The organism is Candidatus Thiodiazotropha sp. AKIB8 (genome assembly GCF_058244675.1).
In genome coordinates this window covers 133,907-153,470 of sequence record NZ_JBSYOO010000039.1, presented here as the reverse complement: position 1 = coordinate 153,470, position 19,564 = coordinate 133,907, and the positions used below count along the sequence as shown (strand labels likewise).

Below are 19,564 nucleotides of genomic sequence, written 5' to 3'. Positions count from 1 at the left end.
TAACTACTTACGTTAAGAATGTTCCCCTCAGGTGTGGGGATGAACCGCGATGAGTTTAGAGTACCAAATGATATTTGAGGTGTTCCCCACAGGTGTGGGGATGAACCCTTTTTGGTGGGGCATGGCCCCACCCTACGATAGTGTTCCCCTCAGACATGGGGATAAATTGGAGCGCTTACAGATGATGGAGTAGGGTAGAAGTAATGTAGACTGGATAAGCGCAATGCCATCGGGTTTCTTTTGGTGATTGTCAAATGGCGCTGCACTTATTCGATCTATGATTTTGCTTGGTGTATGAACCAGTACTTTTCAGAATTCTTTTGGCCTGCTTCACAATCAACGCATAAAATCGAGTAGACCACCACTTCCCTTGTTCGCCTCGATATACTCTGCAACTTCATCATGATTACCCCGTTTTGCAAGATCAGTAGCGCTCTCCCGCCTCAGGTTCAGGTGATGGGCATTGGCTTTCATCTCGAGTAAACGTTTAACTACTGCTAGATGGCCTTCCTCGGCAGCTAACATTAGCGCGCTGTTTCCCGCATTATTTCGATGCTCCATGTGTTCGGAGTAACGCAAAAGAATATTCAATGTCTTCAGGGACCCACTTCTTGCTGCTAACATCAACGCGGTGTTTCCATTTTCACTTAAACGGTCGATGTATTGCACCTGCTTCACCAGAACTTCAACCAGATCTGCATGGCCAAAAGCAGCAGCTCGCATCATCGGGGTCAATCCATCCTTAGCCTGTAGACTGACCTTTGCACCTTTATTCAGTAGAAGATGAAAAATATCTTTATTGCCAACGTCGATGGCGTGATAGAGCGGTGTTCGTCCTTTGTTGTCTGCTTGATCGGGAGAGGCTCCCTCGGTAAGCAGTAGCTTGACGATTTCTGGTTGCTCTTTTAGGACGGCCAGGATAAGCGCTGTGATGCCATCATCAGTGGCTTTGGATAACTGGGCATTCTGCTCAATCAGCAGCTTGGCAAGTTGAAGGTTTTGATGTTCGATCGCTAAATGAAGTGGGGTTACACCATGCTTGGCTGATACATTCACCTTTGCACCATGCCCAATCAATTGGGTAACAACTTTTATGTTGTTTTCACGGCTGGCTATCAATAAAGGGGTAGGGCTGCCTGGTGCTGCCAGGTTAGTCTCTGCACCTTGTTCAAGCAGGCGGGTAATAACTTCTTCATGTCCCTGCCAAACGGATCGACTTAAGGGTGACAAGCCCTCAGAATCCAAGGTATCAATCTCTTCACCTTGTTTGAGTAGAGCTTCAACCAAGGGTAACTGGCCTCTCCAGGCAGCGAGATGCAGTGTGCTCCAACCTGCGAATGGATTCTTCTCATCGTCAGGATTACTCATCGTGGGCATTATAGAGGCGCTGATTTTGGCAAGATCCGGGAAGTCTGAGGTCTTATTGCGTGTCTGGGTAGCGATACCACCTGCAGCCTTCAGTTTTCTGGCAACAGCTTTGTAGTTTCTCAGTTGAGCGACATCCAATGAAGTTTGTTTCTTGCGATTCTTCGCATTGACCTTGGCGCCAGCTCGAAGCAATTCATTGACAACCTTGAGATGTTTTCTGCCAGCAGCAATCAATAATGCCGTATTCTCATTGGCATCCAGGGTCTCCAGTTTGGCCCCAGCTTTGATTAAACTGTTTACTATCTTTGCATATCCAAGACCTGATGCAGAATGGAGTGGTGTGTCACCCAGACTATCACTGGTATTTGGATTTGCACCAGCAGCGAGTAAAACCTCCACCGCATCTGTGCGTCCGTTGATAGAGGCTTCATGAAGTGCGCTACGGCTGTACTCATCCCGGGTGTCAGGAGAGATCCCGGAGGAGAGTATGCGTTTTAAAGTCTCAGTTTTTCCCGCTGCTGCTGCTCGATTCAAAAATGCGGCTGCCTGCTCTTCGCTCAATCCAGTGACGGGAGATGAGGTGGCGAGATGCTCAATCTTCTTTTTGGCGAGTCGATGACCTTGAATTGCTGCTTTGTCATACCACTCATTTGCCAGATCAGTATTGGCTTTTACGCCCCAACCATTTTCATACATGGTTCCTGTTGTGTACTGTGCTTCGATATGGTCTTGGTTGGCTGCCTTTAAATACCATTGAAGTGCCTGGGCATAGTCCTTTTTAACACCACGTCCGCCACGATAGAGTCCGCCAAGAGCAAATTGAGCCTCTGCATCGCCTTGCTCAGCCAGTTGTTTATAGATATCTGCAGCAGATTTAAAATCCCTGACACGGATGGCTGCTTCCGCTTCATCATGTTCAACAGATGATGCTGGAAAAGGTATGATCAATACAGATGTAACCAGACTCAGTACCAGTGCCACTCTTCTGATGACTCTATTAGATCTAGGCTGTTCCATGTTTGGTTTCCACATTAATGCCGGTCTCTTTGAGAAAGCCAGTTGGCAAGATGCCGCCAGCACAGATAATGGCAGCGTCGTTAGGAATTTCAATCTTCTCTCCACCTTTGTCGATGGTGACTTTGTCTTCAGTGAATCCAGTGACATTGGTACTTAGAAGTAGATTGATTTTTCCAGTACTGGCCGCTTGATCCACCTTTTCCCGATTTTTCTTCTTGGCTCGGCTAAAAGCGCCGCTGCGATAGGATAGGGTAACCGTTGTACCATCTTCATCAGCAATACTGGTTGCAGCTTCAAGGGCGCTGTCACCTCCACCTACGATCAGTACATGCTGGTTCTTATACTGTTCTGGATCGATCAGGCGATAAGTGACTTTACTCAACTCTTCTCCTGGTACCCCCAACTTTCTTGGTGTGCCACGTCTGCCGATAGTCAGCAGTACCGCTTGGGTATGGTAGGTGTCCTTACTTGTTTTGACATCATAACCACCTTTTTCATTGGCGGTGATCTTTTCCACCCGTTCATGATAACTGATCTCTACACCTGTTTTCTTCTCGACATCCTGCCAGAATTCGAGCAGTTTCTCCTTGGTTGTTTCAGTAAATTTAACCTCACCGACGAAGGGTAGCTTCACCGGAGCTGTCATAACCAACTTACCTCTGGGGAACTGGAAGACTGTACCGCCCAGGGACTCCTGTTCGACGGTCTTATACTTTATTTTCTTCTCCATGGCTCTCAATGAGGCACAAAAACCAGCCGGACCTGCTCCGACTATGACTAAATCAACTGGAGCAGCATCCTCTTTTTTCAGCGTCTCAATGATATGATCCATCGCCTTGTAACCCTGCTCAATGGCGTTTCTGATCAAACCCATACCGCCTAATTCTCCAGCTATGAATATTCCTGGCATGCTGGTTTCGAAATTAGGTTGTAGTACAGGTATATCAACACCTCTTCTCTCTGTGCCGAATACCAGGGTAATTGCATCGAAGGGGCAGGCGGTTTTACAGGCACCATGGCCGATGCAGTTGGTTGGGGCGATCAGTTCCGCTTTGTTGTCAATCAATCCCAATACAGGGTGGTTCGCTTGTTCTGGGCAGGCTTTCACGCAAGTACCGCAGCCCATGCATTTCGCTGGATCAATCAACGGATGAAGAGAGGCCGGTTCAGTCAGACCAGCCTCAAACTCTTCTGTTTTGAGCTCAAGATTTTTTTTACTTTTCCGTTTGCTATGCGCAATGTATATAGCCCATACCAAAAGTATGGGTATCAGGTAGATGAGGTAAAAATCTAAGCTGTACTGCATTACTAAATCGCTTCTCGATGGGTTAAAAAGTGATGCCTTTCACAGTTTCTGGGAATTTCAGCCTAAATTGTACACACATATTTCAATCCCTGAGGTTTCTGCCGAAAACATAATTGTATCTGAAGTTGGTTTTTGTGAAGTTCTTCATGGATGGGAAATTTGTCCCAATATATCATAGGGGCGTGGTGTGGAGATAATGCTGATTACAGTTCTCATTCTCAATAAAAATAGTTAATAAAACTTAAATATTTGAAATTAATACCAATATGATAGGTGATGTCGATGGAAACTGCAGCTCTTACAAATAGTGTCAATGAGACACCATTGGATAGCTTTTTCTCCGCGTGGCAACGTAGAGCAGGCCTGATTACAACCCTGGGCTTTACTCTGTTTTCCCTGTTGTTGCTCTATATGGGGTGGCTTAACCATACACAAGCCGTATGGACTGCTGAGTCTGGCTGGGGCTATTGGCTCGGTATCGTAGGCGGTAGCATGATGTTGTTACTACTGCTCTATCCGATGCGTAAGCGACTTCATTTCATGTCCAAATGGCTAACAGTCAAGTTCTGGTTCAGATTACATATGGTTTTTGGTGTCATGGGCCCTGTCTTGATCATGATGCACTCCAGTTTCCATATTGGTTCAATGAATGGTCAGGTTGCGCTCTACAGTATGCTGATTGTGGCAATAAGCGGGTTGTTTGGCCGTTATTTTTACACCCGAATCCATTACGGTTTGTATGGTAAAAAAGCGACTTTCGCCTCCTTGCACGCTGATTCAGAAATATTGAAGAAGAAATTAGGGCGTCTCTTCGAACTGCAGCCCAAGGCTCACGAGCTGATGAAGCAGTATGAAAAAGATGTGATGAGTGCACCATCTGGGACTTTCAGCAGTGCCAGACACTGGCTGAAAATGCGCTATACATCAGCCAGACTCTATCCCACTGTAATGCGTTCCCTGAACAAGAAGCTTTTGGCTGCAGGTCATAGAAAGGGGTGGAGCAAGGCAAAAGTCCGCCGCAAACAGCTGCGCATTAGAAATATGTTATTAACTCATCGCTCTATTCTTCGTCAGGTTCAGGAGCTACATTTCTATGAAAGGCTTTTTGCGATCTGGCATCTACTGCATATGCCCCTGTTCATCATGATGGTGATTACCGGTTTTGTGCATGTCTATGCTGTGCATGCCTACTAATCACTAAGCAAGCGGTTCTCCAGTAAATTCGTTATGTACCGATTTGGCTGTCAAGTCACTTGCCTGCTGTTACTGATATTCGTAGCGATATCTCAAAGTCATGCAGGAAAATTAGATCTTTTGTTGATGCCGGGCCCGGTAATCGAAGGTCATGCCGAGTTTGAAGAGAAATGCGAAAGCTGTCATGAAACCCTGAAGAAGGCCGACCAGGTTGAACGCTGTCTCTCATGTCACGACCATGAGGATATTGCTAAGGATGTCGAGCAGGGCACTGGGTTACATGGCAAACTCGAAAAAAAGCGATCGTCTAACTGTAAGCAGTGCCACACGGAGCATGAGGGCAGAGACAGAGATATTATCAATCTTGATACGGAATCATTTGATCACAAACAGACTGATTTCGAGCTTCGTGGAAGACATCAAGTGCTGGCCTGTCAACTCTGTCATACCGAGGACCTGAAAAAATATAGTCAAGCCTCATCAATCTGTTTCGATTGTCACGAATCAGACGATACGCATCACGGTAAGCTTGGCGAAGAGTGCGATAAGTGCCATAACGAAAAAGGCTGGAAAAAGCAGGATTTTGATCATGACCTCGATACGGACTATCCATTAACCGGTAAACATATTGATCTCGACTGCAAACTCTGTCATGCCGATGATCACTACAAGAATACACCTAAGGAGTGTATTGGTTGTCACTTGATCAATGACAGACACAATGGTCGCTACGGTAAGGTATGTGCCAAATGTCATGGTACGGAAGAGTGGAAGGAGCTGACTTTTGATCACCGAGCCGATACGGAGTTTGCTCTGGAGGGTCGCCATAAAGATGTCCCTTGCGACACCTGCCACACACGTGGCCCCTTCGAAAAGAAACCTTCAAAGAGTTGCTTTGCTTGTCATGAGAAAGATGATGATCACAAGGGACGTAATGGTAAGAAATGTCAGGACTGTCATCGTGCTTCCAGCTGGACAAAAGTTAAATTCGATCATGGAAAAGATGCCGAATTCGAACTCAATGGAAAGCACAAAGATCTAAGCTGCCATGCTTGTCATCGAGCGGCAGCTATGGATGACCTAAAGGATGCTGATTGTATTACCTGTCATCGGGCGATAGATATGCATAAAGGTGATCTGGGTGAGGATTGCGGTTACTGTCACAATGAAAAGGGCTGGACTGAAAAGCTCTTTTTTGAACATGACATTACACGCTTCCCACTGATAGGGATTCATAGTGTTACCGCCTGTGAGTCCTGTCATCTCAACGCGGTGTTTCCTGAGACAGAGATCGACTGCCTGTCCTGCCATGAAAAAGATGACACCCATGAAGGAAAAATGGGTGATCTGTGTGGTGATTGTCATAACCCCAACGCCTGGATGTTGTGGACCTTCGATCACGACGAACAGACAGAATTTCCACTGGATGGAAAACACGGTGAGGTCTTTTGTCATGCCTGTCATCGTGCCGATTTGAATGAGCATAAGCAATCGGCAAATCACTGTTACGGCTGTCATCGAGGGGATGATATACATCGCGGTGGCTTTGGACGCCATTGTGATCGTTGCCATACAACTGAAACTTTCGAAAACCCGGAAATTCGCTGATTTAGACTGAACGGAAGATCATATGACGACGTTGCTAAAAAATAGAATACTGTTACAGCAGGCCTATTGGCTCATCGCCTTATTGTTTAGCTTGTCGTTTGCCCCTGCTCTCCAGGCTGAGACCACCGAGTTTGACCATTTTTCCACCGGTTTCCCTCTGACTGGGGAACATCGCATTGTGGAGTGCGACCAGTGTCACCTCAATGCACAGTTTGAGGGTACGCCCGTGATGTGTGATGGCTGTCATAATGACGCCGCAGCTGCAGGTAAACCCATCGATCACATCCGTAGTGATGACCGTTGTGATGACTGCCATACCACAGTTGGGTGGCATGTAGCGCGATTCGATCATGGCACGATCAGTAGTGGTTGTTTCTCCTGTCATAACGGAAGTGCCGCACAAGGTAAGGGCAGTGACCATATCAGTTCGGCCAATACCTGTGAGTTTTGTCATACCACATTCAGCTGGGGGAGAGTCGGCCGCGTCGATCACTCTGCTGTGACAGGCACCTGTGAAAGCTGCCACAACGGCAACATTGCCACAGGTAAACACTCAATCCACATTGCTACTGAAGAACCTTGTGATACCTGCCATATAACCAACAGCTGGTTATTGGTCTTTTTCGACCACTCCAATGTCGATAGCGGTAGCTGCGAAACCTGCCATAACGGGATTAGTGCAACTGGAAAATCTTCAAACCATATACTTACCAATGAGGCTTGTGATCTCTGCCACTCGACAAACAGCTGGCAAGTAAATAATTTCTCCCATGCCGGCATACGTGGCGATTGCGAGAGTTGTCACAACGGTATCAGTGCCATCGGCAAACCCGTTGGTCACCTGACAACCAGTGAGCCCTGTGAGATTTGCCATACTTCCACCAACTCATGGCTGGTGGTTAACTTCGTACATGGAGAAGAGGCCTTCGGTCGCTGTTCCAGTTGTCACGATGGCGTGACACAGCCCGGTAAGGATGCTGACCACGTACAGACAACTGCACAATGTGACACCTGCCATACATCAACAGAAGACTGGTCAATTGTCGGTTTCGATCATAGTGAGGTTGTCCCAGGAACCTGCGCATCCTGTCACGACGGGGTGCAGGCGCCAGGTAAGCATGACACTCATATCGTAACCAATGAATCCTGTGATGTGTGCCACGCCACCACTGCAAACTGGCATGTTATCAGTTTCAGTCATGAGAGCTTTCAAAGTGCTGGCGTCTGTTCGAGCTGTCACGATGGTACCAGCGCAACCGGCAAGCATGCTCAGCATATACAGACCAATGATCAGTGCGATGTATGTCATGTCTCTACAGATAATTGGTTGAATACCAGTTTTGATCACAGCAACGTCGATGCTACCGGTAGATGCTCTACCTGCCATAACGGAACGACTGCCACAGGTATGCACGCGACTCATATAGAGACCGCGGAGCAGTGCGATACCTGTCACGACTCGACCGATTCCTGGTCCAATGTCAGTTTTGATCATGGATCTATCGAGACGGCCGGTGTCTGTTCAACCTGTCACAATGGGGTTCGTGCAACAGGTAAACACAACAACCATCTGCAGACCAACGCTGAGTGTGATACCTGCCATACAGTTGGCGCCTGGAATGTTAATAATTTTTCCCATGAGGGCATTACTGGGGATTGTGAATCCTGCCACAACGGTGTGATAGCCACAGGCAAACATGGCAATCATATTCTTACAACCTCATCCTGTGAGGCTTGCCACTCCACAACAGACTGGGGCCTGACCGGGTTCACCCATGAAGGGGTTTCCGGAACCTGTGAGTCCTGCCATAACGGCAATGTGGCGACAGGTAAGCACGACAACCACATTCCTACCACGGCATCCTGTGATAATTGCCATAACACCAATGGCTGGTCACTTAGCAGTTTCGATCATCAAGGGGTTACCGGTAGCTGTCAGTCCTGTCATGACGGGGACAGGGCTACAGGCAAACATGATGCACATGTCGCAACCACCGCATCCTGCGAGGGGTGTCATACCTCAACCACCAGCTGGACAGAGATAACCTTCAACCATGCAATCGTCACCGGTACCTGCGCCAGCTGTCACGATGGTGTGACTGCCACCGGTAAATCTGCGGATCATGTTGTGACTGATGCCGCCTGTGACAATTGCCATATCTCCAACGAAACCTGGACCGCAGTGCGCTTTGATCATACCGGTATCACCAGTGGCTGTGAGAGCTGCCACAATAATGTCGATGCAATCGGTAAACCCGATACGCACATTCCCACAACAGAACCCTGTGAGAACTGCCATAACACGATTACCTGGAGTACCGGCCGTTTCGATCATGCTGGTGTGGCGGGCGCCTGTTCAAGTTGCCATGACGGCGTGGTTGCAACAGGTATGAGTGCCACACATATTCCCACTACTGCCCAGTGCGACAGCTGTCATACTTCGACTATCGACTGGACGTTGATCAACTTCAACCATGACAACATAGCTGCCAGTGGTAATTGCTCTAATTGCCATGACGGTACCACGGCTACAGGTAAGCATGCACAACATATCCAAACGACAGCGCAATGTGATAACTGCCACCTCTCTACCATCAATTGGCAGGATACAAGTTTTGATCATAGTGGGGTGACAACATCCGGTGTCTGCTCTACCTGTCATGACGGCACTACGGCCACCGGAAAGCATAACAATCACATTACTACCAACGAGCAGTGCGATATCTGCCACTCGTCAACGACCTCCTGGTTACGAGTCAATTTTGATCACAGTGCTGTACCGACAGCAGGGGTCTGTTCAAGTTGTCACAATGGTGTGCGGGCCACGGGTAAACATGCCGGACATCTACAGACTAGTGCCCAATGTGATACCTGCCATACAGTTAACGGATGGCTGATATCGAACTTTGACCATGCGGGAATAACCGATAACTGTGAATCCTGCCATGACGGCACCACAGCGACTGGCAAGCATGCTGCCCATATCACAACCAGTCAGCCTTGCGAAGATTGTCACACGCCCAACAACTGGAGAGTGACCACTTTCAACCATGCTGGAGTTACAACCGCCTGCCATCTCTGTCATAACGGCGATATTGCAACAGGCAAGTCTCCCTCTCATGTGTTGACCAATGCCACCTGTGATACCTGCCATACCACCAACAATTGGAACATTACCAATTTCAATCACGATGGAGTTACAGGTAGTTGTCAGTCCTGTCATGATGGGGTCAGAGCGACAGGTAAACATGCCGCCCATGTGGCCACCACCGCATCTTGCGAGGCATGCCACACCTCAACCAACAACTGGTTGACGATCAATTTTGATCACGCAGTGGTTACCGGTACCTGTGCCAGCTGTCATGACGGTAATACGGCGACTGGTAAACCGGTTGACCATGTTCAGACCAATGCGGCCTGCGACAACTGTCATATATCGAATACAACCTGGCTAAATATCAGGTTTGATCACACCGGTATCGTCTCTGGCTGTGAAAGTTGCCACAATAATGTGGATGCCATTGGCAAACCTGCAAACCATATTCCCACCAATGAACCTTGTGAGAATTGCCACACTACCGTGACCTGGGCAACAGGAACATTTGACCATGCTGGCGTCTCGGGCACCTGTTCAAGTTGTCATAACGGCTCAATTGCCACCGGCAAGCATGCTGCCCATATCGCAACTAATGGCCAGTGTGACAGTTGTCATACCTCAACCAACAACTGGACTTCGGTTCGTTTTGATCACAGCACGGTTACAGGTAGCTGTCAGAGTTGTCACAATGGTTCGGTAGCAACAGGTAAGTCAGCCAGTCATGTTGCAACTACTGCTGCTTGCGACGTCTGCCATACCTCCCAGACTACCTGGACAGCAGTGAATTTTGACCACTCTGTAGTTACGGGTAGCTGTTCAAGTTGTCATAACGGCACCACTGCCACTGGAAAACCGGGTAACCATATACAGACCAATTCTGAGTGCGATGCCTGTCATACCTCTCAAACCAACTGGCTGTCGGTGCGTTTTGATCACACCAATGCGGCAGGTAACTGTTCTAACTGCCACGATGGAATTACTGCAACCGGAAAGGATGTTGGGCATGTTCCCACAACTGCCCAGTGTGATGATTGCCATCTCTCCACTTCGAACTGGTTGAATGTACGCTTCACACATGGAAATGTGGCTGGAACTTGTTCAACTTGCCACAATGGCGTTACCGCGACTGGCAAACATACCAACCATATCCAGACTTCGGGGCAGTGTGATACCTGCCATAACTCAACGACGGACTGGGCAAATGTTGATTTCAACCACGGCAGCATAGTTACAGGTTGTTCAAGCTGTCATAACGGCACATTGGCAACGGGTAAACCGGGTAATCACATTCCGACGACAGCCGAGTGTAATACCTGCCACACCTCAACCAACAACTGGCTGAGCGTAACCTTCAGCCATAGCAATGTGGCGGGCACTTGTTCGACTTGTCACAACGGTACGATTGCAACCGGTAAATCTGCCAGTCATGTGTCGACAACGGCCCAGTGTGATAACTGTCATACCTCCACCTCTAACTGGACCAGTGTCAACTTTGACCACTCCAGTGTGAGTGGTGCCTGTAATAGCTGCCACAACGGTACCATTGCAACAGGTGTACCCAACGGGCATTTCTCAACCACGCAGCAGTGTGATGTATGCCATACCACAAATGGTTGGGTGCCTGTAATCAGCTATCGTCATAGTTCTGGTAATTATCCAGGCGATCATCGGGCGAATCTCTCTTGTAATGATTGTCACACTACAAACAGTGAATCAGTCCCCTGGCCGTTCCCAACCTATGCCCGAACCTGTGCAGGTTGTCATGCCAATGATTATCGTACTGGTGAGGATGATCACAACGGTCTAAGTGCTGACCGTAACTGTGGCAGTAGTGGTTGTCACAGAGTGAGTTCCCGCGAATGGTAATGAACTATCGACTACCTTCTATAGTAAGAATATAGTTCGGGGTCATTTCGTAGTATTTGGTCTCTTTCATCATGACTTTGTTGGACGGAATTTCGTTCAACAAGGACATTGGTGATTATTGATAACGCATATAGAATTTATCAGGTAAAAAGAGTGCAGTTCAAAGTACAGAAGCAGTTTCAGCGTTGGCTGTTGTCACTATTGTTGGTGTTAGTGACAGGGCAGCTCTATGCAGCAGCGCGTGTACTTGATCGTATTGAGATCGCAGTTGAAGAGGGAGCAAATGTAATCTCTGTACACTTCAATGTGCCTGTTCGATATGTCTCACATCTGATCAATGAGGCAAACAGTGAGCTGGGTGTTCAGGTCAGAGTGGGGCAGACCATCGATGATGAGGTTGGTGCGACAACCCCTGATGAGCAGGAGCTGGATTTTACTCAGGAAGATCAGCTGACTTGGAGTCCATCAGCAGCAGTACCTCTTGATAAGATAGTCTTTCAAGGCAATCGGCTAGGTACTTCAGCGCTATTGGTCTCATTTGCCACTCCGGTTCATGATGTCAAAATCCGCCAAGGAAGAGACTTCTATACGATGGAGTTTATTCTGCCTGGGAAGTCACGCCGAACCTCAGGGTTTGGTCAGGCCAAGCTGAAAACCCTTCAGAGCAAAGTGCCGGAAATGAAGGCGCCGTTTAGCATTAAATCGCTGCCACTGGTTATCTATGTGATTAACCTGGGTGTTCAGCCCGACCCTGTGGATTATGGGGAAATACCACCCGTACCTGTCGGAAAAAAGCAGCTGCTCTACAGTACTAAGTTTGATCTGGAAGGTACACCACAATATCGCCTTAGATTGGGTTTCTTTCGTACCAAGGAAGAGGCCAGGAAACAGTTGGCAAAGGTAAAAGGCTTCTATCCTGATGCCTGGATCGATACAGCGGACATCGTGGAGCGGCGCCAGGCCTTTTTTGAAAGAGGTTTGGATCCCTCATTTGATGGCCAGGTACTGGAAGAGCCAGAGTTGGTTGATGTCGATCCCCGCTTAACCCAAATGATGGAGATGATCCGGCGTACCATCACCGCTGGCGAGTATGCCAAGGCCGTGCGTCTCTTAGAGGCCTTGTTGGAAGAGCCGGATAATATCTATACCCAGGAATCCCTGGAGCTGCTTGGATTATCCCGCGAACGAAATGGACAGATTGCCCATGCCAAAGGGGAGTATCGCCTCTATCTGGAAAAGTATCCTGAGGGTGAGGATGCTGAGCGGGTAATGCAGCGGCTATTGGGTCTTGAGACTGCTCCCCAGAGACCCAAGAAGTCACTGCGTAAAAAGCCCAGGCCGGGAGAGCCGGGTAGTGAAGAGGATGAGAATAAGGCGGTTTGGGATGTCTATGGGAGTTTTTCTCAAAATTATCGTCGAGACAAGATAGACAGCCCCTTTGTGGAAGATGAGGACAGCATCTCCAGATCTGAAATAGAGAGCTTTGTAGATTTCAATGCCCGTCGTCGTAGTGAAGACTACGATATGCGCATGAAGGTTACTGGCAGCTATATCTACGATCTGCTGGATGATGGTGAAAACGATACAACACTCAGTGATGCCTACATCGATGTGGAGCATCTGGAGTCACGAACGCATGCCAAATTCGGCCGCCAGAGACTAAGATCCAGCGGCATTCTGAATCGATTTGATGGTCTTGTGCTGGGCTATGAGTTGACTCCGGATATCAACCTCAGGGCGACTGTCGGGCTTCCTGTAGAGCGCTCGCGGGATACTTTTCTGCATGAGCACAAACAGTTTGCAGGAATCAGCGGCGATATCGCGAGTATTTTCGAAAACTGGGATATGAGCCTGTTCCTTGTTGAACAACGGGCAGATGGTCTCGTTGATCGCAGAGCTATCGGCGGAGAGGTCAGATATTATGATCAAGACAAATCACTCTTCAGCTTGATCGATTACGATATCTTTCATAACGAGCTTGGAATCTTCATGGTTCAGAGCAACTGGCGTCTGGCCAACAAAACCAGCCTCTATCTGAATCTTGATTATCGCAACAGCCCTATCTTGATGACTTCAAATGCATTGAGTGGACAGTCTGATCCCAATACCTTTACACCGATCGAATCGATCGAGGAGTTACAAGACTTCTATAGTGATGATGAGATCTATGACCTGGCAAAAGACCGTACTGCAAAATCCACCAGTGTCTCCTTTGGCGCATCCCATCCTTTCTCGGATACGCTGCAATTGAGTGGTGATTTTACCGTCAGTAAGACCGGAGAGACGCCTGCCTCAGGTGGCGTGTTTGCCACTGAAGCAACCGATACTGAGCTCTTCTACTCCTTCCAGGTGATAAAAAATGACCTGCTGAAGCAGGGGGATATCGGCGTATTCACACTTAGATATTCAGACTCGACCTCTTCAGATACCTACCGTATTGGCGTAAGCAGTCGCTATCCAGTCACCAACAGTTGGAGAGTTAATCCACGTTTGAATTTCTCCTATCGTGAGAACAAAGAGAATGAGGCTACACGCCTTACTGTCAGCCCATTTATTCGCATGGACTACCGCTTCCGCAAAGATCTGACCTTCGAACTGGAGGGGGGGGTGAACTGGTTCGAGGAGGATGATGGACTGGAAGTGACAAACTTTACCGACTACTTCTTCTACGCTGGCTATCGTTGGGATTTTTAGCAGCAAAAGCTATTACGCTCAAAGGCCTCTGTTAGGCCTTTGAGTCTATCGGTATCAAAATAGAGAGCCTCAATGTGAGTCGGACAGTCCGATTTAAGACTCTTCAGACCCTATCCCCGGGATTCACACTCAAATATTTTCCTGGTGCTAGCCAAATTTCTGCTAACAGTGGGTATAATCCCCTCTTTTGCAGAGACCCTAGAATGTATCAACTACTCGCCATCGCATCCGGCGGAGCAGCCGGAGCACTCTTCCGTTTCTGGGTATCCACTGGCGTATATAGTCTGCTTGGACGAGGTTTTCCATTTGGAACCCTGGCTGTAAACGTCCTTGGCTCTCTGGTGATGGGTTTTTTGTATGTTGTGTTTCTCGAACGAATGGTGGTTTCAGCTGAACTGCGAGCAGGACTGCTGATCGGTTTTCTGGGGGCGTTCACCACCTTTTCAACATTCTCCATCGAAACCTTAAACCTGCTGGAACAGGCAGAACTGCTAAAGGCCGGTTTGAATATAGTGCTGAGTGTGGTGGCCTGTGTGTTGGCCTGCTGGATGGGACTGGTTTTAGGGAGACAGTTATGAAGCAGCTCGAAGTGACCATGGTAAGAGTCTATATCACCGAGGGTGACCACCAACTGCGGAAACTGCTCGACTTTCTTCACAATGAAGAGAAAGTCAGAGGCGTCACCGCTTTTCGTGGGATTGCCGGCTTTGGTCGTTCTGGTCGGGCTCATGAAGCATCGCTGCTGGATATCTCCATGGACTTACCCTTGGTGGTAGAGTTCTTCGATTTACCGGAGCGGGTTACAAAGGTGCTGCAGGATTTAAATCAATGGGTAGAGCCAGGTCACGTGGTGAGCTGGCCCGCACAAGTTAATATGGGTGAATGAGTAATGTTGGATCCGCGACTGATAAGAAATAATCTGGATGAGGTAGCTGAAAAACTACGTCGCCGTGGTTTTGAGCTGAATACACAGCAGATATCCGAACTAGAAGGGCGGCGCAAGCACCTTCAGGTAGAGTCGCAAGAGCTGCAGAACGAACGCAACAGCCGTTCAAAATCAATCGGCAAGGCGAAGGCGGCAGGTGAGGATATTCAACCGCTGCTTGAGCAAGTTGCAGAATTGGGTGATCGGCTCAAGGCAAGTCAGGAAGAGTTGAATGCCGTACAAGCCGAGCTTTCCGAGATCACGCTCGGTATACCCAACATTCCAGATGATTCCGTACCCGATGGTCGGGACGAAGCGGATAATCGTGAGGAGAGGCGTTGGGGTGAGCCTCGCCAGTTCGATTTTGAGCCTAAGGATCATGTGGATTTGGGTGATGGCAGCGGATTACTCGATTTTGAGGCTGCGGCCCGTATAACCGGCTCACGCTTTGCAGTCATGGCGGGTCCACTGGCGCGGATGCATCGGGCATTGATACAGTTGATGCTCGATACACACACGACTGAACATGGCTACACCGAGGCTTATGTGCCCTATATGGTCAACAGCGACAGTCTCCGAGGCACCGGCCAGTTGCCAAAATTCGAGGAAGACCTGTTCAAACTCTGTGGCGAGTCAGAGTACTACCTGATACCCACAGCGGAAGTGCCGGTGACAAATCTGATCAGGGATCAGATTATCGACGCCGACTATATGCCGCGCAAATGGGTGGCCCATACTCCCTGTTTCCGCTCTGAAGCGGGCTCCTATGGAAAAGACACCCGTGGCATGATACGTCAGCATCAATTTGAGAAGGTTGAGCTGGTACAGGCAGTGCCTGCCAGTCAATCGTTTCAGGCATTGGAAGAGCTAACCGGACATGCCGAAGCGATTCTGCAAAAGCTGGCGCTGCCCTATCGAGTTGTAACCCTCTGTACCGGCGACATTGGCTTCTCCTCCACCAAAACATACGATATAGAGGTCTGGCTGCCGGGACAGAGCAAATACCGGGAGATATCCTCCTGTTCAAACTTTGTAGATTTCCAGGCCAGGCGTCTACAGGCCCGTTGGCGGAACCCTGAGACTGGAAAGCCAGAACTTGTGCATACCCTGAATGGCTCAGGTTTGGCCGTAGGCAGAACCCTGGTAGCCGTGATGGAGAACTACCAACAGGCTGACGGATCGATTCAGGTGCCGGAGGCACTGAAGCCTTATATGGGTGGAATTGAGAAACTATAGGAAGAGGCGAGGGAGCGGAGCAATTGATTCAGCTGGGAACGCTCCCTCAGCCTAATCTGTTATAAAAGCCGAGGCTTGATACACTCCTGAGCAATCAGGCCCCAGCTTGTGGATTGGCTGAGGATTACTGAACCTACCACGCACCACACTAGACCATCATAATCAGCAGAGCAACAAATCCTACGACAGCAGCCAAAGGTAAAACTGCTGCCATCCAGTCCCCCTGTTTTGCTTTTGGGCTGTTTTTCAGCCAGTGTTTGGCTCTAGGCCAAATAAAAATAATCCATCCAATGATAAGGATGGCAGAAAAAATCTTCATCCAATCCATAATGATTCCCGCTTCATAAAAAACCCCGGCAATGCCGGGGTTTTCAGCTTATTGATAGAGGTAAATTAGTCGTCGCCACCCAGAGCACCAAGCAGGTGCAGCAGGCTGGTGAAAATGTTGAGAATGGCCAAGTACAGGCTGACAGTCGCCATAATGTAGTTGGTCTGAGCACCATTTACCATCTGACTGGTTTCGAACAGGATATAACCGGACATCAACAGTATGACCGCTGCCGAAATAGCCAGGTGCAATCCAGGCATATCAAGGAACAGCCCCGCGAGGGAGGCCAACATGACAACCAGCATGCCGGCAAAGATGAAGCCGCCCATAAAGCTGAAATCACGCTTTGTTGAAAGCGCATATCCAGAAAGGCCAAGGAAAATAATGCCTGTTCCACCAAAAGCAGTGGCCACGATCTGGCCGCCATTAGCCAGAGCGATATAGTGGTTGAGCATTGGGCCAAGACCAAAACCCAGAAGGCCGGTTACCCCGAAAACAACCAACAGACCAGCAGAGGAGTTCGCGTAACGTGGCAGAACGAACCACAGTATCACCAAGGCACCGAGAGAGGTACCAAGAGAGATCATGTGTGGTGGGTTGATAACCATGGAAACAACAGCCATCAGCGCACTCCAAACGAGTGTGGCAGATAGCAGCATATAAGTATTTTTTATCAGCTTATTAGTCGATAGAGTGGATTCCATCGATTGTGTTGCAGTGAAATCTAGACGATTCATTTTGTTCTCATCTCCTGATTTGATCCCTGAAATCAATCTTATTTATGAGACATTCATTGTCTCGGAATGTTCAGCACAGCATACCGTGCAGGAATAAAAGGTCAATACATCATTAGATGGGGATAACACTAGCATTTTCAAGGATGGTTATGTATCCTAGCGCCCCTTCAGGAGAGGTGGCAGAGCGGCCGAATGCGGTGGTCTTGAAAACCATTGAGGGTTTGTAGCCCTCCCAGGGTTCGAATCCCTGCCTCTCCGCCAAACAAAAAAGGGTGCTCATTCGAGCACCCTTTTTTGTTTGGCGGCGAAGCAGGATTTGATTCGAACCCTTCGTTCGAAAGGAACGCAGTGACGCAGACGCCGCAGCGCAGCGAAGGCGCCCCGAAGGGGTGAGCCTGCGCAGCAGGTGAATCAATCCCTGCCCATCAGCTGGCACCAACCCCCTCGCGTAACCACGAGCACCCTTTTTTGTTTGGTGGCGAAGCAGGACATGATTCGAGCCCTTCGTTCGAAAGGAACGCAGTGACGCAGACGCCGAAGCGCAGCGCAGGCGCCCCAACGGGGTGAGCGAAGCGAATCAATCCCTGCCCATCAGCTGGCACCAAACCCCTCGCGTAACCACGAGCACCCTTTTTTGTTTGGCGGCGAAGCAGGATTTGATTCGAACCCTTCGTTCGAAAGGTACGTAGGATGCGGTGAGCTGTGCGAACCGCATCATTGATGTTCATGAACCACCGCGCTCTGTTATTGATGCGGTTCGCACAGCTCACCGCATCCTACGCAATTACGAATTATATGGCGTGGTGAATGGGGCTGATTGTTTTAGGATATCAGGTTAAGGTAAAATAAAAGTCAATTTTATTATAGGTTCGAGGCGAACACGATGAAGCGGAAGCTGCAAGGCCGATACGTCACCATGTCAACGGTGGGGTTGAAGGCCAAGGCTTTCGTTCCTGCACCGTTGCCGCCACGCCCGCCAATCGATTGGACACCTGAGCTGCATAATAAATTTGATCAGGCGCTGCTGGCGCTTGGGCGGCTGGATAGCGTCTCGACCTTGTTACCGGACACTGCCCTGTTTCTCTACATGTACGTTCGAAAGGAAGCGGTACTCTCTTCCATGATCGAGGGCACTCAGTCGTCGCTGTCAGATCTGCTTCTGTTCGAGTTGGATCAAAATCCTGGCGTGCCGCTGGATGATGTGAGGGAGGTTAGCAACTATGTTGCCGCTCTTGAACTGGGCCTACGCTTGTTGGACGATGGATTGCCGCTCTCACTACGGCTCTTGCGGAATATCCACGATGTGCTGTTATCTCAGGGCAGGGGAAGTAATCAAACCCCAGGCGAGTTCCGGCGTAGTCAGAACTGGATTGGTGGTACCCGTCCAGGCAATGCGGCCTTTGTTCCACCACCGGCAGAAGACGCTTTAGATTGCATGAACAAGCTGGAGCTCTTTTTGCACGACCGCCCCGAGCCGACCCCAGTGTTGCTAAAAGCGGCATTGGCCCATGTGCAGTTCGAAACGATTCACCCGTTCCTGGACGGTAACGGACGTCTGGGGCGTCTGTTGATCACATTACTGCTGTGCGAACAAAAAGTACTACGAGAGCCGATGCTCTACCTCAGCCTCTACTTCAAGTCACACCGTCAGTTTTACTACGAACTGCTTAACAATGTACGCCTGACTGGGGATTGGGAAACCTGGCTCGACTTCTTTGCAGAGGCGGTGATAGTCACTGCTACCCAGGCAGTGGAAACGACACAGCAGCTTCTATACCTGTCTAACCAGGATCGTGACAAGATAAGCGCTATCGGCAGAGCGGCAGCATCCACTCTGCAAGTTCATCGGACACTGATGCAGTATCCTATCGCCACTTCGGGATCGCTCGTGGAGAAGACCGGTATCACCCCTGCAACAGTCAACAAGGCGCTCAATCATTTGCAGCAACTCGGTATCGTAAAGGAACTGACAGCCCAAAAACGCAACCGGCTATTCAGTTATGCTGGTTATATCGATATCATGAATCGCGGCACGGAGTTGCCGGATAGGTAACTCATAACTTGCGGTAAGAGCATCTTATGTAGGATGCTATGAGCTTTGCGAATCGCATCATTGATGTTTGTGAACCACCTCACTAGAAAACAACATGACAGCCAAAGACTTAGGACGCTTAGAGAAGGTTGATCT

The 19,564-nt window shown here is 49.0% G+C and carries 12 protein-coding genes and 1 tRNA gene; 9 read left to right on the top strand and 4 right to left on the bottom strand.

The genetic code is table 11. The annotated features are described in order from the left end of the window. Positions 1–336: 336 nt before the first annotated feature. Both AC4IFB_RS12610 and AC4IFB_RS12605 read right to left on the bottom strand, forming a co-directional pair. On the bottom strand, positions 337–2,385 hold the full coding sequence (locus tag AC4IFB_RS12610; RefSeq protein WP_490780347.1) for an ankyrin repeat domain-containing protein: 2,049 nt from the start codon (positions 2,383–2,385) through the stop codon (positions 337–339). After that, positions 2,372–3,691, bottom strand: a complete 1,320-nt coding sequence (locus tag AC4IFB_RS12605) for an NAD(P)-binding domain-containing protein (protein ID WP_490776687.1) — start codon at positions 3,689–3,691, stop codon at positions 2,372–2,374. The genes AC4IFB_RS12610 and AC4IFB_RS12605 overlap by 14 nt, the downstream gene beginning before the upstream one ends. A gap of 282 nt (positions 3,692–3,973) precedes the next feature. On the opposite strand from AC4IFB_RS12605, the gene AC4IFB_RS12600 reads away from it, so the two are divergent. From AC4IFB_RS12600 to serS, 7 genes are all read left to right on the top strand, one after another. Further along, the gene (locus tag AC4IFB_RS12600) at positions 3,974–4,885 is read left to right on the top strand and encodes a hypothetical protein (protein WP_490776686.1); all 912 of its coding nucleotides are present in this window, start codon (positions 3,974–3,976) and stop codon (positions 4,883–4,885) included. 33 nt (positions 4,886–4,918) lie between these two features. Next, positions 4,919–6,493, top strand: a complete 1,575-nt coding sequence (locus AC4IFB_RS12595; RefSeq protein WP_490776685.1) for a cytochrome C — start codon at positions 4,919–4,921, stop codon at positions 6,491–6,493. Positions 6,494–6,515: 22 nt separating this feature from the next. Next, a complete protein-coding gene (locus AC4IFB_RS12590) occupies positions 6,516–11,456 on the top strand; it encodes a hypothetical protein (RefSeq protein WP_490780346.1) in 4,941 nt (1,646 codons plus the stop codon). A 153-nt stretch (positions 11,457–11,609) separates the two neighbouring features. Further along, positions 11,610–14,150, top strand: a complete 2,541-nt coding sequence (locus AC4IFB_RS12585) for an SPOR domain-containing protein (RefSeq protein WP_490780345.1) — start codon at positions 11,610–11,612, stop codon at positions 14,148–14,150. 203 nt (positions 14,151–14,353) lie between these two features. Further along, a complete protein-coding gene (gene crcB, locus AC4IFB_RS12580; RefSeq protein ID WP_490776682.1) occupies positions 14,354–14,728 on the top strand; it encodes a fluoride efflux transporter CrcB in 375 nt (124 codons plus the stop codon). Continuing rightward, positions 14,725–15,036 (top strand): DUF190 domain-containing protein, encoded by a 312-nt coding sequence (locus AC4IFB_RS12575; protein ID WP_490780344.1) that lies wholly within the window; start codon positions 14,725–14,727, stop codon positions 15,034–15,036. The genes crcB and AC4IFB_RS12575 overlap by 4 nt, the downstream gene beginning before the upstream one ends. Positions 15,037–15,039: 3 nt before the next feature. Next, positions 15,040–16,311, top strand: a complete 1,272-nt coding sequence (gene serS, locus AC4IFB_RS12570) for a serine--tRNA ligase (RefSeq protein WP_490776680.1) — start codon at positions 15,040–15,042, stop codon at positions 16,309–16,311. 148 nt (positions 16,312–16,459) lie between these two features. Here serS and AC4IFB_RS12565 read toward each other — a convergent pair whose 3' ends face one another. Both AC4IFB_RS12565 and AC4IFB_RS12560 read right to left on the bottom strand, forming a co-directional pair. Beyond that, the gene (locus tag AC4IFB_RS12565) at positions 16,460–16,639 is read right to left on the bottom strand and encodes a hypothetical protein (RefSeq protein WP_490776679.1); all 180 of its coding nucleotides are present in this window, start codon (positions 16,637–16,639) and stop codon (positions 16,460–16,462) included. 65 nt (positions 16,640–16,704) lie between these two features. Beyond that, positions 16,705–17,376 (bottom strand): Bax inhibitor-1/YccA family protein, encoded by a 672-nt coding sequence (locus AC4IFB_RS12560; RefSeq protein WP_490776678.1) that lies wholly within the window; start codon positions 17,374–17,376, stop codon positions 16,705–16,707. A gap of 170 nt (positions 17,377–17,546) precedes the next feature. Here AC4IFB_RS12560 and AC4IFB_RS12555 point away from each other — a divergent pair. Beyond that, positions 17,547–17,637 (top strand) — tRNA-Ser (locus tag AC4IFB_RS12555). Between the two features lie 622 nt (positions 17,638–18,259). Beyond that, positions 18,260–19,429, top strand: a complete 1,170-nt coding sequence (locus tag AC4IFB_RS12550) for a Fic family protein (RefSeq protein ID WP_490780343.1) — start codon at positions 18,260–18,262, stop codon at positions 19,427–19,429. Positions 19,430–19,564: the final 135 nt, after the last annotated feature.

Excerpts from the sequence above, each read along its gene's own strand:
- AC4IFB_RS12575 (WP_490780344.1), top strand. The coding sequence starts at position 14,725 with ATGAAGCAGCTCGAAGTGACCATGGTAAGAGTCTATATCACCGAGGGT.
- AC4IFB_RS12565 (WP_490776679.1), bottom strand. The coding sequence starts at position 16,639 with ATGGATTGGATGAAGATTTTTTCTGCCATCCTTATCATTGGATGGATT.
- AC4IFB_RS12595 (WP_490776685.1), top strand. The coding sequence starts at position 4,919 with ATGTACCGATTTGGCTGTCAAGTCACTTGCCTGCTGTTACTGATATTC.
- serS (WP_490776680.1), top strand. The coding sequence starts at position 15,040 with ATGTTGGATCCGCGACTGATAAGAAATAATCTGGATGAGGTAGCTGAA.
- AC4IFB_RS12550 (WP_490780343.1), top strand. The coding sequence starts at position 18,260 with ATGAAGCGGAAGCTGCAAGGCCGATACGTCACCATGTCAACGGTGGGG.
- AC4IFB_RS12590 (WP_490780346.1), top strand. The coding sequence starts at position 6,516 with ATGACGACGTTGCTAAAAAATAGAATACTGTTACAGCAGGCCTATTGG.
- AC4IFB_RS12560 (WP_490776678.1), bottom strand. The coding sequence starts at position 17,376 with ATGAATCGTCTAGATTTCACTGCAACACAATCGATGGAATCCACTCTA.
- AC4IFB_RS12605 (WP_490776687.1), bottom strand. The coding sequence starts at position 3,691 with ATGCAGTACAGCTTAGATTTTTACCTCATCTACCTGATACCCATACTT.
- AC4IFB_RS12600 (WP_490776686.1), top strand. The coding sequence starts at position 3,974 with ATGGAAACTGCAGCTCTTACAAATAGTGTCAATGAGACACCATTGGAT.
- AC4IFB_RS12610 (WP_490780347.1), bottom strand. The coding sequence starts at position 2,385 with ATGGAACAGCCTAGATCTAATAGAGTCATCAGAAGAGTGGCACTGGTA.
- crcB (WP_490776682.1), top strand. The coding sequence starts at position 14,354 with ATGTATCAACTACTCGCCATCGCATCCGGCGGAGCAGCCGGAGCACTC.